The organism is Occultella kanbiaonis (assembly GCF_009708215.1).
In the GTDB taxonomy this organism is placed as follows: domain Bacteria; phylum Actinomycetota; class Actinomycetes; order Actinomycetales; family Beutenbergiaceae; genus Occultella; species Occultella kanbiaonis.
In genome coordinates this window covers 690,565-706,383 of the sequence record NZ_CP046175.1, presented here as the reverse complement: position 1 = coordinate 706,383, position 15,819 = coordinate 690,565, and the positions used below count along the sequence as shown (strand labels likewise).

Below are 15,819 nucleotides of genomic sequence, written 5' to 3'. Positions count from 1 at the left end.
ACGTCTGTTCATCCCCCACATAGAAGAAGGAAGCGCACCATGACGACGTCACGTCGCACCACACCGCTGTGGACCCCCTCCCGCCGTAGCCTGCTCCAGCTCAGCGGCCTCGGTGCCGCCGGCGGGCTGCTCGCCGCCTGCAGCGGCCCGTCCGTCGGCGGCGGTGGCGGCGAGGAGGAGGAGGGCGAAGCGACCGACTGGGCCTCGATCGAGCCGGCCACGGAGATCACCTGGTGGTCCAACCACCCGGGGAACACGAAGGAGCTCGAGGAGTCCTACATCGCGGCCTTCAACGTCGAGTACCCGGACATCAAGATCAACCACGTCACCGCCGGCGCGAACTACGACGAGATCGCGCAGCGGTTCCAGGCCGCCTCCGGCACCGACGACCTGCCGGACCTGGTCATCGCCTCGGACGTGTGGTGGTTCCGGTACTTCATCAACGGTCAGATCATGGCCATCGACGATGTCTTCGCCCACCTCGAGGTGGACACCGACGACTACGTCGAGACGCTCTACAGCGACTACGAGTACGAGGGCAAGCACTACGCGGCCCCGTACGCCCGCTCCACCCCGCTCTTCTACTACAACAAGGACGTCTGGGCGGCCGCGGGCCTGCCGGACCGCGGCCCCGAGACCTGGGCCGAGCTTCAGGAGTGGGCACCCGCGCTGCAGGCGCAGGTCCCGGCCGACGGCCAGGCCCTCGGTCTCGGCATCGGCCCGTCCTGGGCCGGCTGGTGGTTCTCCAACGTGATCTGGGGCCTCGGCGGCAACATGAGCGACGACTGGACGGTGACCCTCGACACCGAGGAGGCCATGACCGCCGGCGCGTTCGTGCGGGACATGTACAACGGTGAGACCGCGTTCGCCGGGCTCGGCTCTGACACGAACGCGGACTTCCAGGCCGGCATCTTCGCCTGCCTGATCGGATCCACCGGCTCGCTGAAGGGCCACCTGGACGCGGCCCCGTTCGAGCTCGGCACCTCGTTCCTGCCGAACGGCCCGGTGGACGCACCGAACGTGCCCACCGGCGGCACCGGGCTGGCCATCCCGTCCTCGCGGACCCCCGAGCAGCAGCTCGCCGCGGCGATGTTCCTGAAGTTCCTCACCGAGACCGACAACACCGCCCTGTTCTCGCAGTCAACGGGGTACATGCCGGTCCGCACCTCGGCGGTCGAGGGCGACATCATGGCCGCCGTGTACGAGGAGACGCCGCAGTTCCGCACGTCCGTGGACCAGCTGCAGCAGAAGACGCGGGTCCAGGACTGGGTCCGGGTGTTCACCCCGGGCGGCGACCAGATCATCACCGACGGCATCGAGGAGCTGGTCCTGGCCGGCGCCAGCCCCGAGGACGTGTTCCCGGACGTCTCCGCCAAGCTGGACGTGGCCTTCGAGGACAACGTGGAGCCCTACCTGTGAGTCACCTCGGCGGTCCCGGACCGCTCGTGATCGCCCACCGTGGCAACACCGCGATGGCGCCGCCGAACACGCTGCCCGCGGTGGAGGGTGCCTGGCGGGCCGGGGCCGACCTCGTCGAGATCGACGTACGGCTCAGCCGTGACGAAGTCGGCGTGGTGATCCACGACGAGACCGTGGACGCCACCACGAACGCCAGCGGCCCGGTGGCCGGTCTGCTCGCCGAGCAGGCCACTGCCCTCGACGGCGGAGCGTGGTTCTCGCCGACGTTCGCCTCCCATCGGGTTCCGTTGCTCGCCGACGTGGCCGCGTTCGTGGCGGCCCATCCCGGCACCGACCTGCTCATGGAGCTCAAGGGCGACTACACCCCGGCGCAGGCCACCGGGATCGTCGGCGTGCTCACCGACGCCGGGGTCGCCGATCGCACGATCGCGCAGACATTCTGGCCGCAGACGCTGCGCTCGCTCGCCGAGGTGGCCCCGGACCTGCGCCGGGACCTGCTCATCTCGAAGGAGGCGGCATCCAACCCCGACCTCCTGCCGTTCTGCGCGGAGCTGGGCGTGCGCGGGTGCAACCCGAGCCACGAGGTGCTGCTCGCCGACCCCGGCCTGGTCGGTCGGATCCACGACGCCGGGATGAGCGTGTTCGTGTGGACGTTGAACGACGTCGACTCGTGGGCGCAGGCCCTGGAGTGGGGCGTGGACGGCATCATCACCGACCGCCCGGACCGGCTGCTGGGCTGGCTCAGCGCGAGCCGACCGGTGCGCGAGGCCCCAGCCGTGGTGTGACCCGCCGGTGGGCGCCGGGAAACCGCAGCCTGCGGGGAACGAACGAACCGGGCAGGTCGGCATCAGCCGGCCTGCCCGGTGCCGTGGTGGGTGCCTACGCGGCCGGCAACCAGGTGCGCGCCGCCGTCACGAGCGCGGTGACACCGAGCTGAAGCGTCGGCTCGATGACCGGCGCGTACCGGGGAGAGTGGTTCGAGGGCACCGTCAGCAGCGCCGGGTCCGAGAGGTCCCCCGTCGTGAACAACGAAGGGTCCGTCCCGCCGAGCAGCCAGTAGGACAGGGGCGCACCCGAACTCGTCGCCAACACGCCGACGTCCTCGCTGCCGGCACCTGCGCCGGGGTCGAGGAGCTTGTCCGCCCCGAGCCAGGCACCGAACGCGTCGAACGTCTTCTGCAGCGCGCCCGCGTCGTTCACCACGACCGGGAACCGTTCGATCTCGGTGATCGTCGGCTCCTGCGGGGCGCCTGCCGTCTCGGCTTCACCCTTGGCGATCCGATCGACCGCAGCGAGGATCCGTCCGCGAACCTTCTCGTCGTAACTGCGGATGTTGAGCTGCAGCTCGACCTCGCCGGGAATGACGTTCGCCGCGTCGCCACCATGGATGGAACCGACGGTGAGCACCGCCGTCGCCGTGCTCGGAATCTCGCGCGAGATGATCGTCTGCAGCCGTAGCACCGTCGCGGCTGCCAGCACGACCGGATCGACCGAGGCCTCGGGCATCGACCCGTGTGCACCCTTCCCGATCAGACGCACCCGGAGCGAGTCCGATCCGGCGTACGCCGGGCCGGCGTGGCCGGCGATCCGGCCGGCCGGCAACGGCGCCACATGCTGGCCCAGCACCACATCGGGCCGCGGGAACCTGTCGAACAACCCGTCGTCGACCATCGCCTGTGCCCCGGCGCCGAGTTCCTCGGCGGGCTGGAACACCAGGAGCAACGCCCCGGACCACGTGGTGGTCTCGCGGGAGAGGACCTCGGCCGCACCGAGCAGGCACGTGGTGTGCAGGTCATGCCCACACGCATGAGCAAGCGGCACCACCTTGCCGCCGTCGCCCGTCGTGGTAGCGGTGCTGGCGTAGTCCAGACCGGTCTGTTCCTTGACGGGAAGCGCATCCATGTCGGCCCGCAGCAGCGCAGTCGGCCCCGGCCCGTTCCGAAGCACGGCCACGACTCCGGTCCCGCCGATCCCGGACGAGACCTCGAAGCCGAGTCCCTCGAGCTCCTCCTTGACGATCCCGGCCGTGCGATGCTCCTGGAAACCGAGCTCCGGATGGCGATGCAGGTCCTTGTACACGTCCGCGAGCGTTGCGCTGATGGTCACGTTCTCGTGTGCGCGCATGGGCCCTCCCCGATCGCGCTTCCACCGTACGCGCATGGACCGGGTCACGCCCGGCGGGGCCCGTCGCGGCAACGGTCGCACCGTCGGCGGTGGTCACCACCCTGTCGTCCTGACGGGGCATGGATGCGCCTGGTTCCGAAGCCGCTTTGGACGCCGGCCGGCTCCCAACCCATACTTCGTCCTGTGATGACGAAGAACAGGTCCTCGGCGCTCGCGGTGGCACTGATGGTGGTGGCACTGACGGTGGTCGGGATGCCGGCGGCACAGGCCAAGGGCGGTGCGATCGGCGGCGCGGGCAGTGACTACTACCTCTCCGACAGCTTCTCCGCGACGGCGAACCGCCAGTTCTCCTACGGCAGCGCCCTGGACGAGGTGTTCGTGGGCGACTGGAACGGCGACGGCATCGACACCCTGGCCTACCGGACCGGCAACACCTTCTCCGTCCGGAACGCGAACACCACCGGTGGCGCACAGGTCACGTTCACCTACGGACGCCCCGGCGACGTGGTCCTGGTCGGCGACTGGAACGGCGACGGCATCGACACCCTGGCCGTGCGCCGCGGACATGAGTACCACATCAAGAACAGCCTCACCGGCGGCGCCGCCGACGCCGTGATCTTCTACGGCAGACCCGGTGACGTCGTGCTCGTCGGCGACTGGAACGGCGACGGCGTCGACACCCTCGCCGTACGCCGGGGCAACGCCTACCACGTCAAGAACACGATCGCCGGTGGCAATGCCGACTCGATCGCCTATTACGGCCGCGCCGACGACGACGTGTACGTGGGCGACTGGGACGGCAACCGCACCGACACCTTCGCCGTACGCCGCTCGAACCTGTACTTCATCGCCAACACCATCCGCTCGGGTCCCGCCGACCGCTCCCTCGCCTACGGCCGGGTCAGCGACACCACGCTGGTCGGAGACTGGAACGGCGATGGTGTCGACTCCCTCGGCGTGCGCCGGTTCATCGAATACACCGGCGAGATGCACCGGATCGCCGCGTCCTACGTCACCCCGGCGCCGAGCGCCGCCGGCCCCCGGGCCCTGCAGTGGGCGCGCACCCAGCTGGGTGTCCCCTACGTCTGGGGTGGCGCCGGCCCGGCCGACGGCGGATACGACTGCTCGGGCCTGACCATGCGGGCGTTCGAGCAGGCCGGCGTACGGCTGCCGCGGACCACCAGGGCCCAGTGGGATGCCACCAGACGGGTGGCGCTCGAGGACCTCCAGGTCGGTGACCTGCTCTTCTGGTCGAGCAACGGCCAACCGTCCGGGATCTACCACATGGCGATCTACTCCGGTTCGAACATGCGCGTCCAGGCGCCATCCCCGGGCCGTCGGGTCGAGGAGGTCCCGGTGTACCCCGTGAACATGCTGCCGTTCGGCGGCCGCGCCGGCTGAGCATCGTCCGTCACTGGTGGGGGACGGGAATGCCTGCGGAGCGCAGCTTGGCCTCGGTGAGCGCGGTCAGCCGGGCCGAGATCGGTGCCTGGTCCTCCCCATGGTGGTTGACGAGGCCGTACCTGGTGGAGTCCGCCCAGGGTTGCGGACCGGCGGGAATCTCCAGCAGCGCGGGGTTGGCGAGGTAGCGGTCCGCCATGGCGGAGGCGAGTTCGTCGATACGGGGGTCGTCCGGCTCCCAGGCCTCGGCCTCCAGGCCGCGCTTGGTCAGGTCGACGTATTCGGGGTCATCGAGCAACGTCTCGAACGGTGTCAGGAACGCCTCGAACACGTCCGGCATCAACGCCCGGGCCAGCACCAGGGCCTCCCGCTGGGCGGCCACGTAGTCAGGACCGAAGCCGAGATCGCGCATCCGGTCCAGGACCGCGCAGGCACGGTCCGGCAGCAGCGCCCGGTCACCGTCGGCCAGCCGGTACAGGGTGTCGCGGCGCGCCACCAGGTCCGCGATCCGATCGGTCAGCCGGCGTTCCACATCGGCCAGGGCTGCGGCGAACGGCTCCGCGTCTGCGTCGAGCAGCGAGCCGATCTCGGCCAACGGGACGCCCGCGGCGGCCATGGTCCGCACCTGGACCAGCCGCAGCAGCTCGGCCGAGCCGTACCGCCGGTACCCGGAGCTGTCGCGTTCTGGTTCGTCGACGAGCCCGTGCCGGTGGTAGTGCCGCACGGTCTTCACCGTGACGCCGGCGAACGCTGCCGCCTGTCCGATCGTGAGTCCACTGGTCATGTCCTCAATGATCGCGCCGGTCGAGGGCGGCGACCTCCCGCACGGCCGGGGAATCCTTGCGCAGGATGCTCCCGTGGTTGCTGGTCACCTTCGAGCTCACCTTCAGATGCGGGTTGCGGCCCAGCACCGGGTCGATGGACTTGCGCATCTGTTCCTGCAGGTCGTCGCGGCTGCCCAGCGCCTCTCCGGAGGCGACGACGTACCGGACCGGCACGGTCATGCCGTCGAGGACCGGTTCGAGGGCGGCGTGGAGGTGGTGGGACTCGATGGCCAGCTCAGCATGCAGTTCCGCGGAGAACCGCGCCGCCAGGCCCAGCGGGCGCACCAACGGCATCATCGGCTTCATCCTCCGGAACACCTTCCGGATCTCGTCGTGGCCGGTCTCGTCGGTCCAGCCGACCGGGTACGGGCCGTCGACTCCGACCACACCCAGGGCGCGGTCCGGGTTCCGGCTCGCCCAGTGCACCCCGAGCAGGGCCCCGTAGGACCAGCCCACCAGCAGCACCCGCTCCACCCCCCGCGCGTCGAGGACGGCATCGATGTCACGGACGCACGCCTCGAACGAGTAGTCCGCCGAGCTCTTCGATCGCCCGCGGGCACGCTCGTCGAAGGTGATGTGCCGCATGCCCGGCCCGAGTTCGGCGACGACGCGGCGCCAGTGCCGCTGGGAGGCGTACGCGCCGTTCAGGTAGACCACGGGGGTACCGGGACCGCCGGTGTCGGTGACGGCCAGTGCCGTGTCCTCGACCGGCACCATGCCGGTCCAGGTCGAACGCGCCGATTCGCTGATATCTGAGGTGTGTGAGGTGTTCATGCCGCCAGCGTGCACCCTGACCTTAGGTCAAGGTCAACACCGCATCGGCTGAGCAGTTGGAGCGACGAACCGGGCCATGGAGAGTCCCGTCCGGCGTCGCCGTCCGCCGCCCCCGCCCACCGCGACGCCGACGGTGTCATCGTGCGGTCGATCCGGTGCAGGCGCCGCAGAACCGCACTCTCGCCGAGCTCGGTGCGGTCGTCCGGCATGGGTCCGCCGGTGGACGTCGTCCTCCTGAGGGACGACGCGTTCCCACCACCGATATCGGCTGCGGGAAGGTCGAGGCAGGTTCAGTGGTGTCCGTAGCGTCGTTGACGGAAGGGCCAAGTGGGTCCGATCCGTCGACGACAGGAGTGCAGATGATCGAGGTGGCGTCGCTGACGAAGCGCTACGGGACCACCACGGCCGTGGACGGGCTGACCTTCACGGCGCGTCCGGGGACCGTGACCGGCTTCCTCGGCCCGAACGGTGCCGGGAAGTCGACGACCATGCGGGTCGTCGTGGGGCTCGAGCGCCCGACCTCGGGCACCACGACCGTCGACGGCCGGCGCTACGCCGACCTGGCCGCACCGCTGCACGCCGTCGGGGTCATGCTCGATGCCCGCACCGTGCACCCGGGACGGACGGCCTTCCGCCACCTGCTGGCGCAGGCCCGGACCCATGGCATCTCCCGCAAGCGCGTCGAGGAGGTGATCGGCATGACCGGATTGGAGTCCGTGGCGGGCCGGCGGGCCGGGACGTTCTCGCTCGGCATGGGGCAGCGGCTCGGGATCGCCGGTGCGCTCCTCGGTGACCCGGGGACGCTGATCCTCGATGAGCCGGTGAACGGGCTCGACCCCGACGGCGTCCTCTGGGTCCGCCGGCTCGTGCGCGAGCTCGCGGACGAGGGTCGCACCGTCCTGCTCTCCTCCCACCTCATGCACGAGCTCGCCCTGTGCGCCGACCGGGTCGTGATCATCGGCAAGGGCCGACTGCTCGCCGACGCCTCGGTCCAGGAGATCATCGACGGTTCCGCCCCCGGTGGGTCACTCGAGGACGCCTACCTGCAGCTCACCGCCGGCGCCGTGCAGTACCGGGGCCGCAGCGCCGACGACTCCGCGGCACGCCCGGCGACCGGGAGCACCCGATGAGCGCGCCCGCCGCATCGTCCTCCACGCCGGTGGCGGCTCGCGGGGGCGCGGCCGGCCGCGGTGTGACCTTCACGCGTGTGGTCGCCTCGGAGTGGACCAAACTGACCAGTCTGAGGTCCTCCTTCCTGCTCGCGGCCGTCACGGTCGCCGTCTCCTGGGCCCTCACCTACGTGTCGGCGAACGCGTCATCGGTGGACCCGGGATTCGACCCGCTCGGCTCCCTCACCTCCGGCCTGGTGCTCGCCCCGCTCGGGCTCATGATCCTTGGGGTCCTCATCGGGACGGGAGAGTTCAGCACCGGCACCTTCCGCTCGACGTTCACGGCGGTCCCCCGGCGGCTGCCCGTCCTCGCCGCGCAGGTCGTGGTCACGGCAGCGTTCGCACTCGTCGTCGCCGTCCTCGCCGTCGGCGCCGCCGTGCTCGGGATCGTGCCAGCCGCCGGTTCGCGAGGGCTCACCGTGGACCTGACGGGTGACGGGCCGGTGCCGGTCCTCGCCGGGATGACGCTCTACCTCGTCGGAATGGCGCTGTTCGGACTGGCCGTCGGGGCGCTCCTGCGCCGCTCGGCCCGCGCCGTCGTCACCGCCGTCACCGTGACCCTGGTGCTGCCGATCGTGCTGATGCTCGCCTCCGACCTCTCGACCGACCCGATGGCCCCGGCCGAGTCGGGCCCCCCACCTGCCGAAGCCGTGGTCAACACCATCGTCACGCTGCTACCCAGCGGCGCGGGATCGCTCCTGACCACGCCGGACATCAGCGGTATCGACGGCGCTCCGGACCTGGGTCCGTGGGGCGGGGGTGCCGTCCTCGGCGCCTGGATCCTGGTCCCGCTCGCCGGGGCCGCGGTCAGGCTGCGCGCCCGGGATGTGACCTGACGGTGGCGGCGCCGACGCAGCCCGGTGTCACGTTCTCCCGGGTAGTGGCCGCGGAGTGGACCAAGCTCCTCAGCGTGCGTTCGAGCCTGTGGACCATCGTCGGCACGATCCTGGCGGCGGCCTCGCTCGCCTTCGGGCTGGGCATGTTCGTCCGGCCGGACTCCGGCCAGTCCGGCGCGTCGCTCCTCGTCTCCGGTTACCTGCTCGCCCAGCTCGGGACGCTGGTCCTGGGCGTGCTGGTGGGAACCGGTGAGTACGGCTTCGGCACCTTCCGGGTCACCTTCACCGCCGTGCCCCGGCGCCTACCCGTGCTCCTGGCGCAGGCGCTGATGACGACCGTCGTCGCGTTCGTGACCGCGGTCGGCGCCCTCCTCGCCTCGTTCCTGGTGACGATCGGTCAGCGCGCCGCCGGTGGGTTGGCGGTCGACCTCACCGACGGTGAGACCGTTCGCGTCCTGGTGGGCTACGTGGGCTTCCTGGTCGGTGTTGCCCTGGTGGGGCTGGGCATCGGGGCGCTGCTGCGCCGGCCGACCGCGGCGCTCGTCACGGGCGTGCTGGTGCTCGTCGTCCTCGACCATCTGCTCGCGGTGAACCCGGGACGCGTGACCGACACGGTCCGGGCCCTGCTGCCGGGTGCCGGGGCGCGCCTGACCATGGACGACGCCACGCTCACCACGCTGGACGTATCGACCCTTGGGCCGCAGCTCGGCTCGTGGGGCGGCGGGGTCGTCCTCGGCCTCTGGGCCGCCTGCCTGTTCGTCGCCGCGGGCCATCGGCTGCGCCGACATGACCTCGCCTGAGCGTCGACGAGTGAGCCGGCCACCGGAGGCGCCGTCGAAACGATGGGAGAGTGACCCTGTGAGGACGTCGCGGGTCGACCCAGGCTCCGAGCGTGCGCGGGCAGCGGGCTCAGCACCGCTGACCGAGACGCAGGTCCAGCGGCGCGGGCCGGTCGGGCGCCTGTTCGCCGCGCACCCCCGGATCGCCGATGTCTGCCTCGTCGGGTCCGTGCTCCTGCTCGGGATCGTCACCGCGCTGCTGGTGGCGCTGACCATCCAGGGGGCGACCGGCCTGGGCATGTACCTGCCGGATGCGCCCACGGCCTGGCTGGTCCCGGCGGGCACGTTCGCCGGTGCCCTTCTCGGCGCCGCACTCCTGATCGCCCGGCGAGCGCGGCCGCTGACCGTCACGGTGGCGCTGACCATCCTGGCCGTGGTCTCGCTCGTCACGGTCGGTGTCCTGGGAGTCCTTGGCGTGTGCCTGGCGTGCGCGCTCCACAACGTCGCGCTGACCCACTCGGCCCGAACCACCTGGCTCACGTGCGCGGGCGTATTCGTCACGGTCGGCCTCGCGCTGCTGTGGTGGCAGGACATCGGCCTGGCCGAGATCCTCCTCTGGAGCGATCCGATCGCGATGCCGGCAGGCGACCCGATCCGTCAGCTCACCGAGCCGCCGTACTCGCCGGGCCGTCGGTCGGCGTCCATCTTCCTCCTGCTCGCGCTCCTGCTGCTGGGGGTGGCGACCGGCTCGTCGGCGCGGGCGCGTCGCGCGCACGCCCAGGGCCTGGTCGAGCGGTACGAGGCGATGGCCCGGGACCGGGACAACAGCGCCGCGCTCGCCCGCGCCTCCGAGCGTGCCCGCATCGCACGGGAGATGCACGACGTGGTCGCGCACAGCGTCTCGGTGATGGTCGCGTTGTCCGACGGTGCCGGCGCCGCCCTGGACCGTGCCCCGGACAGTTCGCGTGAGGCCCTGCGTGAGCTCTCGAGCACCGGCCGTGCGGCGCTGTCGGACATGCAGCGCGTCCTCGGCGCACTCGACCCCGACAGCACCGGCGCCGACGGCAGCGCCGACCGGCCGGCCCCCGTCGAGACCGACCTGGCCACCGCCGTCGAACGCTTCCGCGTGGCCGGGCTGCCCGTGAGCGCGACCGGTCTCGACAGCCCGCTGCCCGAGGACACGTCGTTGCGGCTGGCGGTGGTGCGCATCGTCACCGAGAGCCTGACGAACGTGCTCCGGCACGCCCCGGGCGCCTCGTCGGTCCGGGTCTCGGTCCGGCGCAGCGGCTCCGCGGTCGAGGTGGAGGTGCTCGACTCCGGCGGCACCCGGCCGGGCACCGGCGGTGGGACCGGCCGGGGCATCGTCGGCATCCGCGAGCGCGTCGCGCTCCTCGAGGGTCGGGCCGACGTCGGCCCGCTGCCGGACGGCGGATGGCGTGTGCACGTCGTCCTGCCGTGGAACCAGGCCGACGAGGTCACCCGATGACGACCGTGCTGCTCGTCGACGACCAGGCCCTGCTGCGGATGGGCTTTCGCCTCGTGATCGAGACCGAGCCCGACCTCGAGGTCGTCGGCGAGGCATCGGACGGCCTGGCTGCCCTTGAGCAGGTCGCGGCCCTCGCACCCGACGTCGTACTCATGGACATCCGCATGCCCGGCATGGACGGCATCGAGGCCACCCGGCGGCTCACCGCGGAGCACCCGTCGACGCGGGTGCTCGTGCTGACCACGTTCGACGTCGACGAGTTGGCGTTCGCGGCGCTGCGCTCGGGTGCCAGCGGCTTCCTGCTGAAGAACGCCCGGCCGGACGAACTCGTCGAGGGGATCCGCACCGTGGCGGCGGGGAGCTCGGTCATCGCCCCGCGGGTGCTGCGTCGCATGCTCGACCTGTTCGCCGCGCACCTGCCGGCCGACGCCGACGCGACGCCTGCCGACGGCGAACTCGATCCACGCCTACGCGAACTCACCCCACGCGAGCTCGACGTGCTGGGCTGCGTGGCGGAAGGACTGTCCAACGCCGAGATCGCCGAGCGGTTCGAGCTGTCGACCACCACGGTGAAGACACACGTCGGACGGATCCTGGCCAAGCTCGGCGTTCGTGACCGGGTGCAGGCCGTGATCGCGGCCTACCAGTTCGGCCTGGTGGGCCGGGACCGGACGTGACGGTGATGCTCCCTGCCACGACGGTCGGCCGAGCTGCCTCCGGCCGGGCATGCACGCGGAGGATGGGCCCATTCGAGTCGGCTCGGCGAAGCCATGGCCGCTCAGGTCGATTCGCGCTGGATGACGTCCGCCGCGGGAAAGACGATGTCGGTCGGAGCAGCCGTGCCCGCGATGCGCTCGAGCAGCAGGCGTCCGATCGCCCGGCCCTGCGCCAGGCCGTTGAGTGGGATCGAGGTCAGGGTGGGCGTGGTGAGTGAGGCGGCGTCGATGTCGTCGACCCCCATCAGGGCGACCCGACCCGGCACGTCGATGCCCTCGCGCAGCAGCTCCGAGAGCGCCCCGAGGGCGACGATGTCGTTGGTGGCGATGATCGCGTCCGGCGGCTCGGCCAGGCCCATGAGGGTCCGCACGCCCTCGGCGCCGGCCTCCTTCGTGACCTCGTCGTGCAGCACGAGGCTGGGCTCGATGGGCAGCCCCTTCGCGGCGCACACGTCCCGGTAGGCCTGCACCCGGCGGTGGCCGGGCCCCGACTCCTCACGGGTCGCGAGGAACGCGATCCGGCGATAGCCCCGCCCGATCAGATGCTCCGTGGCGTGCACACCGATGCCGTAGTCGTCGGTGGTGGCGGTGTCGAACCCCTCGTGCGCCCGCTCCCAACCGCCGAGCCACACCACCGGCATGCCCCGGGCGAGGACGTCCCCGAGCGCGTCGGCGGGGTCGTAGTGGCCGGAGAAGGCGATCGCGTCGACCCGGGTCAGGAGCCGGTCGATCAGCGCTCGCTCGGAGCCGGCGTCCGCGGCGGAGTCGGTGACGAGGACGAAGTAGCCCTGGTCCAGGACCGCCTGCTGCAGCCCCCTGGCGATGTGCATGTTGAACGGGTTCGTGATGTCCGGCACCACCAGGCCGAGCGTGAGGGAGCGCTGCGTGCGCAGACTTCTCGCCAGCTCATGCGGCCGGTAGCCGAGTTCGTCGATGGCTGCGCGCACGCGCGCGGCTGCCTGCTCCGAGACCGGCCGGTTGCCGGTGAGGACGTGCGAGACCGTGGTCGGGCTGACCCCGGCCGCGCGAGCGACGTCGAGGTTACTCACCCGCTTGGTGGCCATCGCGCCGCTCCTGCCCGGTCAGTGGACCTTTCCAGAGGGGTGGCGCTCGGCGTCGGGGAGCGACCTCATCGGGCGAACGCCTCGAGCTGGAGCAGCGACGTCGACCGATCCGGCACGAACCGGAGCCTGGTCACTTCTCCGGCCGCACCCGCCGTGCGGAACACGCGGGTCTGCGCGGTGCGGGTGAAGGGTTCCTCGGCGCGGACGTCGAGGTCGTGCCAGCCGTCCGGGCCGAGCGCACTCAGGGTCCAGCCGAGGTCGCCGGTCTCGGCCAGCGTGACGGTCATGAGGTCACCCAGGAGGGTCGGTTCGGTGAGCTGGATCTCGACGGCGGTGCTCGCCTCGAGTGGGACCGGTCCGGCCGCGAGGTCGTCGACCAGGCCGGGGTGGGTGCTGCGTGCGCCGTCGGTCACGTCGCGCAGTGGGTCGGCGAAGCCGTGCACGGCGGAGGCGGAGAACGGGCGCGAGGACCCGGCCCAGCCGCATGGTTCCTCGGCGAGCTCGTACTCGATCCGGGCGCCGCGGGCGAGCACGGCGTGCGGGACGGAGATCTCGTGCCATGCCTCGCCGTCGATGGTGACGGACCGGATGAACCGGCCGCCCGCGTCGGGGTTGGTCACCACGATCTCGACCTCCGCTCCCCCGGTCGGACGCAGCACGGTCCGGGTCACCCGCGGCGGGGTCAGCACCCAGGTCCCGGACGCCGGGACCAGGGGGTAGAGGCCGATCGTGGCGAGGATCCACCAGGCCGACATCTCCCCGTTGTCCTCGTCGCCCGGGAACCCCTGCCCCAGGTCGGAGCCGACGAACAGCCGGTCCAGCGCGTCGGCGATGACGGCGTGCGCGTCATCGTGCCGGCCGGCGTGCATGTACATGAACGGGATGTGGTGGGCGGGCTGGTTCGACAGCGCGAGCATCCCCATCCGGCAGTCCCGCGCCTCGGTCATCTCGTGGATGACGCCGCCGTAGGTGCCGGCCTTGCGGACCGAGCCGGTCTCCGGCCGGGCCAGGATCGCGTCCAGGAGTGCGCCGAGCCGGTCCTCGCCGCCGTGCAGCGCGGCGAGGCCGGCGCCGTCGTGCGGCACCGTCACGGCCGTGCCCCACGCGTTCGTCTCGGTGTAGTCGTGCCCCCACTCGTCCGGGTCGAACCCGGCCGCCGGAACCCGCCAGCCACCGTCGTCGTCGCGGCCCACGAACAGTCCCCGGTCCGGGTCGAACACCTCGCGGTAGAGCAGCGAGCGCCGCTCGAGCCATTCGCACTCGGCCTCGACCTGAGCGCGCTCGCGCCCCGGAGCCAGGCTCGCCACGAGCGCCCGCCCGATCCGTGCGGCCGACCAGTCGTTCAGCGCCGCGTCCAGGGTCCAGGACATCCCCTCCTCGACGGCGGTGCTCACGAACCCCCGGAACAGACCCGGGTGCAGGCCCTTGCGTCCGACCCGCGGGTCGGACGGCGGAACGCTGGCATTGGTCAGTGCGCTCGCCCATGCCTGGCGCAGGTCGATCCCCGGTACGCCGTAGCCGATCATGTCGGCGAGCACCGTGTCGCTCGTGGTGCCGGTCATGCAGTCGGCCGGCGAGGGTGCGCTCCAGCGCGGCATCCAACCCGAGTCCAGGTGATGTGCCACGAACCCCTGGGCGGCGAGTCCCGCCGTCGTCGGCGTGAGCAGCCCGAGCAACGGCCACGCCGTGCGGTAGGTGTCCCAGAAACCGTTGGTGGCGCTGTACCAGCCGGAGCCCGTCTCCGGCCGGTCGCCGAGCTCGGCCGCCCGCAGGGACGGTGTCATCCGCTCGCCGTACACGCTGCGCCAACAGGTGCCACCGTCGCCGGTCGGCTCGTCCTGCCGGGTCGGGAACAGGCCCAGCCGGTACAGCCCGGAGGCGAGCGCGATCTGCTGGTCGTCCGTGGCGCCCTCGAACTCCACGGTGCCGAGGACCTCTCGCCAGGCCTGCGCGGCCTCGTCGGCGAGGGCGTCGAAGCTCGTGACCCGGGCCACGTGCGCCGCCGCCGTCTCGGCGTCGAGGGTGGAGAGCCCCACCAGCACCGTCACGGGCGCATCGGGGGCAACCGGCACCAGACCGGTCAGGTGCCCGCCGGAGACGGTCAGGTCGTGACTCGCGGTGGCCGGCACCCGCACGTGCACGTGGTGTGGCGGGGACGGTGCGCGCATCTGGTCGGCGTCGTCCACCAGCAGTCCGGTGACCACGACCGCCTCGGCCTCGGCGGCGATCGCCACGTCCCGCATCGTGCCGAGGTGGTCCAGGACGATCGCGGCGTCGCTGCCGGCCGCGAACGTGGACCGGACGGCCATCACCGAGGGTCCCGCGGTGACCTCGACGCCGATTCCGCCCTCGAGGCGAGCCGCCCACACGTGCGGCCGGTCGGTCTCGGTGGCATGGTCGAACGCCAGCTCACGCTCGGCCCGCTCGTGGGAGCGACCGGTCGTCGGCATCACCTGGAAGACGCCCCGGTCCCCGATCCACGGGCTCGGCAGGTGCGAGGTGGCGAGCGCCTGCAGCCGTGGCCGAGGGTCGCCGGGGCGGCCGGCCTGCCAGGTGTAGGCCCAGCGGCGCGAGCCGGCATCGGTCATCGGGAGCGCGTAGAGGCACCCGTGCGGAACTCCCACCAGGGGCGCGGTGTTGCCCCGGGAGAACTCGCCGGTGCTGTTCGTGCCGCGAGTCGTGCGGACGCGGTCGAGGGCCTCCCGCGGCAGCACGGGAACGGGCCGGACGTCGACCGAGTCCAGATGGATCACGAGCTCGCGCCGGGGGTTCGCCCGCACCACGAGCTCGACGGCGGCGATGGTCCGCCCGGCCGCCGCGTCCAGGCCGACCCGGCGCAGGTTCCACTGGTCCACCCAGGTCCGCCGCGCCACCGCCTGCGCGTCAGGGCTGATGCCGGCGCCGTACTGGTCCACGGTCCCCAGCTCCGAGATGCGCCGCCCGTCGGAGAGGACGAGGTCGACGGCGACCGCCGTCCCGGCCCACAGGTCCTCGAGGTGAGGCAGATCGGCGGCGTCAGCGACGCCGTCGGGCAGTCCCTGCGGGAGCACCGCCCAGGTGAGCTCGGCGCCGGCGGGGACCACCTGCCCCACCAATGGGTGCTCCAGCGGGAGCCGGTGCAGGCCGTCCCCGGCCGGCACCCGGGCCCGCCACGGGACCGGGCTGGTCAGCCCGACGCCGGGGCGACCGGCGACGACGTGGGACGGGGCGGCGCGATCAAGCACGGG

General features: G+C 72.0%; 13 protein-coding genes. 8 read left to right on the top strand and 5 right to left on the bottom strand.

Annotated elements, in window-relative coordinates; genetic code table 11:
- Positions 1-39 precede the first annotated feature (39 nt).
- Positions 40-1,419: an ABC transporter substrate-binding protein gene (locus GKS42_RS03075; protein WP_154792513.1), complete on the top strand. Its 1,380-nt coding sequence runs from the start codon at positions 40-42 to the stop codon at positions 1,417-1,419.
- Complete coding sequence (locus GKS42_RS03070; protein WP_232847900.1) at positions 1,416-2,204, top strand: glycerophosphodiester phosphodiesterase; 789 nt, start codon at positions 1,416-1,418, stop codon at positions 2,202-2,204. The genes GKS42_RS03075 and GKS42_RS03070 overlap by 4 nt, the downstream gene beginning before the upstream one ends.
- Before the next feature lie 94 nt (positions 2,205-2,298).
- Here the strand turns inward: GKS42_RS03070 and GKS42_RS03065 are convergent, their stop codons facing one another.
- A complete protein-coding gene (locus GKS42_RS03065) occupies positions 2,299-3,543 on the bottom strand; it encodes an amidohydrolase (protein WP_154792512.1) in 1,245 nt (414 codons plus the stop codon).
- A 186-nt stretch (positions 3,544-3,729) separates the two neighbouring features.
- Here GKS42_RS03065 and GKS42_RS03060 point away from each other — a divergent pair, with 186 nt between their 5' ends.
- Positions 3,730-4,944, top strand: a complete 1,215-nt coding sequence (locus GKS42_RS03060) for a C40 family peptidase (protein ID WP_154792511.1) — start codon at positions 3,730-3,732, stop codon at positions 4,942-4,944.
- 10 nt (positions 4,945-4,954) lie between these two features.
- Here GKS42_RS03060 and GKS42_RS03055 read toward each other — a convergent pair whose 3' ends face one another.
- Positions 4,955-5,728, bottom strand: coding sequence for a MerR family transcriptional regulator (locus GKS42_RS03055; RefSeq protein WP_154792510.1), 774 nt, complete (start codon positions 5,726-5,728; stop codon positions 4,955-4,957).
- Between the two features lie 4 nt (positions 5,729-5,732).
- Positions 5,733-6,542: an alpha/beta fold hydrolase gene (locus GKS42_RS03050; RefSeq protein ID WP_232847899.1), complete on the bottom strand. Its 810-nt coding sequence runs from the start codon at positions 6,540-6,542 to the stop codon at positions 5,733-5,735.
- A 359-nt stretch (positions 6,543-6,901) separates the two neighbouring features.
- Here GKS42_RS03050 and GKS42_RS03045 point away from each other — a divergent pair, with 359 nt between their 5' ends.
- The 5 genes from GKS42_RS03045 to GKS42_RS03025 are packed head-to-tail and all read left to right on the top strand — an operon-like array spanning position 6,902 to position 11,489.
- The gene (locus GKS42_RS03045) at positions 6,902-7,672 is read left to right on the top strand and encodes an ABC transporter ATP-binding protein (protein WP_154792509.1); all 771 of its coding nucleotides are present in this window, start codon (positions 6,902-6,904) and stop codon (positions 7,670-7,672) included.
- On the top strand, positions 7,669-8,547 hold the full coding sequence (locus GKS42_RS03040) for an ABC-2 transporter permease (protein WP_154792508.1): 879 nt from the start codon (positions 7,669-7,671) through the stop codon (positions 8,545-8,547). The genes GKS42_RS03045 and GKS42_RS03040 overlap by 4 nt, the downstream gene beginning before the upstream one ends.
- Before the next feature lie 2 nt (positions 8,548-8,549).
- Entirely contained in the window at positions 8,550-9,347 is a 798-nt protein-coding gene (locus GKS42_RS03035; protein WP_232847898.1) for a hypothetical protein, read from the top strand.
- Between the two features lie 58 nt (positions 9,348-9,405).
- The gene (locus GKS42_RS03030) at positions 9,406-10,812 is read left to right on the top strand and encodes a sensor histidine kinase (RefSeq protein ID WP_232847897.1); all 1,407 of its coding nucleotides are present in this window, start codon (positions 9,406-9,408) and stop codon (positions 10,810-10,812) included.
- Complete coding sequence (locus GKS42_RS03025; RefSeq protein WP_154792506.1) at positions 10,809-11,489, top strand: response regulator; 681 nt, start codon at positions 10,809-10,811, stop codon at positions 11,487-11,489. The genes GKS42_RS03030 and GKS42_RS03025 overlap by 4 nt, the downstream gene beginning before the upstream one ends.
- A gap of 101 nt (positions 11,490-11,590) precedes the next feature.
- On the opposite strand, the gene GKS42_RS03020 is transcribed toward GKS42_RS03025, so the two are convergent.
- Positions 11,591-12,577: a LacI family DNA-binding transcriptional regulator gene (locus GKS42_RS03020; RefSeq protein WP_168217731.1), complete on the bottom strand. Its 987-nt coding sequence runs from the start codon at positions 12,575-12,577 to the stop codon at positions 11,591-11,593.
- 80 nt (positions 12,578-12,657) lie between these two features.
- Positions 12,658-15,816 carry a GH92 family glycosyl hydrolase gene (locus GKS42_RS03015; protein WP_154792504.1) on the bottom strand — a complete coding sequence of 1,053 codons (3,159 nt, stop codon included), beginning with the start codon at positions 15,814-15,816 and terminating at the stop codon, positions 12,658-12,660.
- Positions 15,817-15,819 lie beyond the last annotated feature (3 nt).

Bases quoted from the DNA above. Each gene is read 5' to 3' on its own strand.
- GKS42_RS03075 (WP_154792513.1), top strand. From the start codon at position 40: ATGACGACGTCACGTCGCACCACACCGCTGTGGACCCCCTCCCGCCGT.
- GKS42_RS03065 (WP_154792512.1), bottom strand. From the start codon at position 3,543: ATGCGCGCACACGAGAACGTGACCATCAGCGCAACGCTCGCGGACGTG.
- GKS42_RS03060 (WP_154792511.1), top strand. From the start codon at position 3,730: ATGACGAAGAACAGGTCCTCGGCGCTCGCGGTGGCACTGATGGTGGTG.
- GKS42_RS03055 (WP_154792510.1), bottom strand. From the start codon at position 5,728: ATGACCAGTGGACTCACGATCGGACAGGCGGCAGCGTTCGCCGGCGTC.
- GKS42_RS03050 (WP_232847899.1), bottom strand. From the start codon at position 6,542: ATGAACACCTCACACACCTCAGATATCAGCGAATCGGCGCGTTCGACC.
- GKS42_RS03045 (WP_154792509.1), top strand. From the start codon at position 6,902: ATGATCGAGGTGGCGTCGCTGACGAAGCGCTACGGGACCACCACGGCC.
- GKS42_RS03040 (WP_154792508.1), top strand. From the start codon at position 7,669: ATGAGCGCGCCCGCCGCATCGTCCTCCACGCCGGTGGCGGCTCGCGGG.
- GKS42_RS03025 (WP_154792506.1), top strand. From the start codon at position 10,809: ATGACGACCGTGCTGCTCGTCGACGACCAGGCCCTGCTGCGGATGGGC.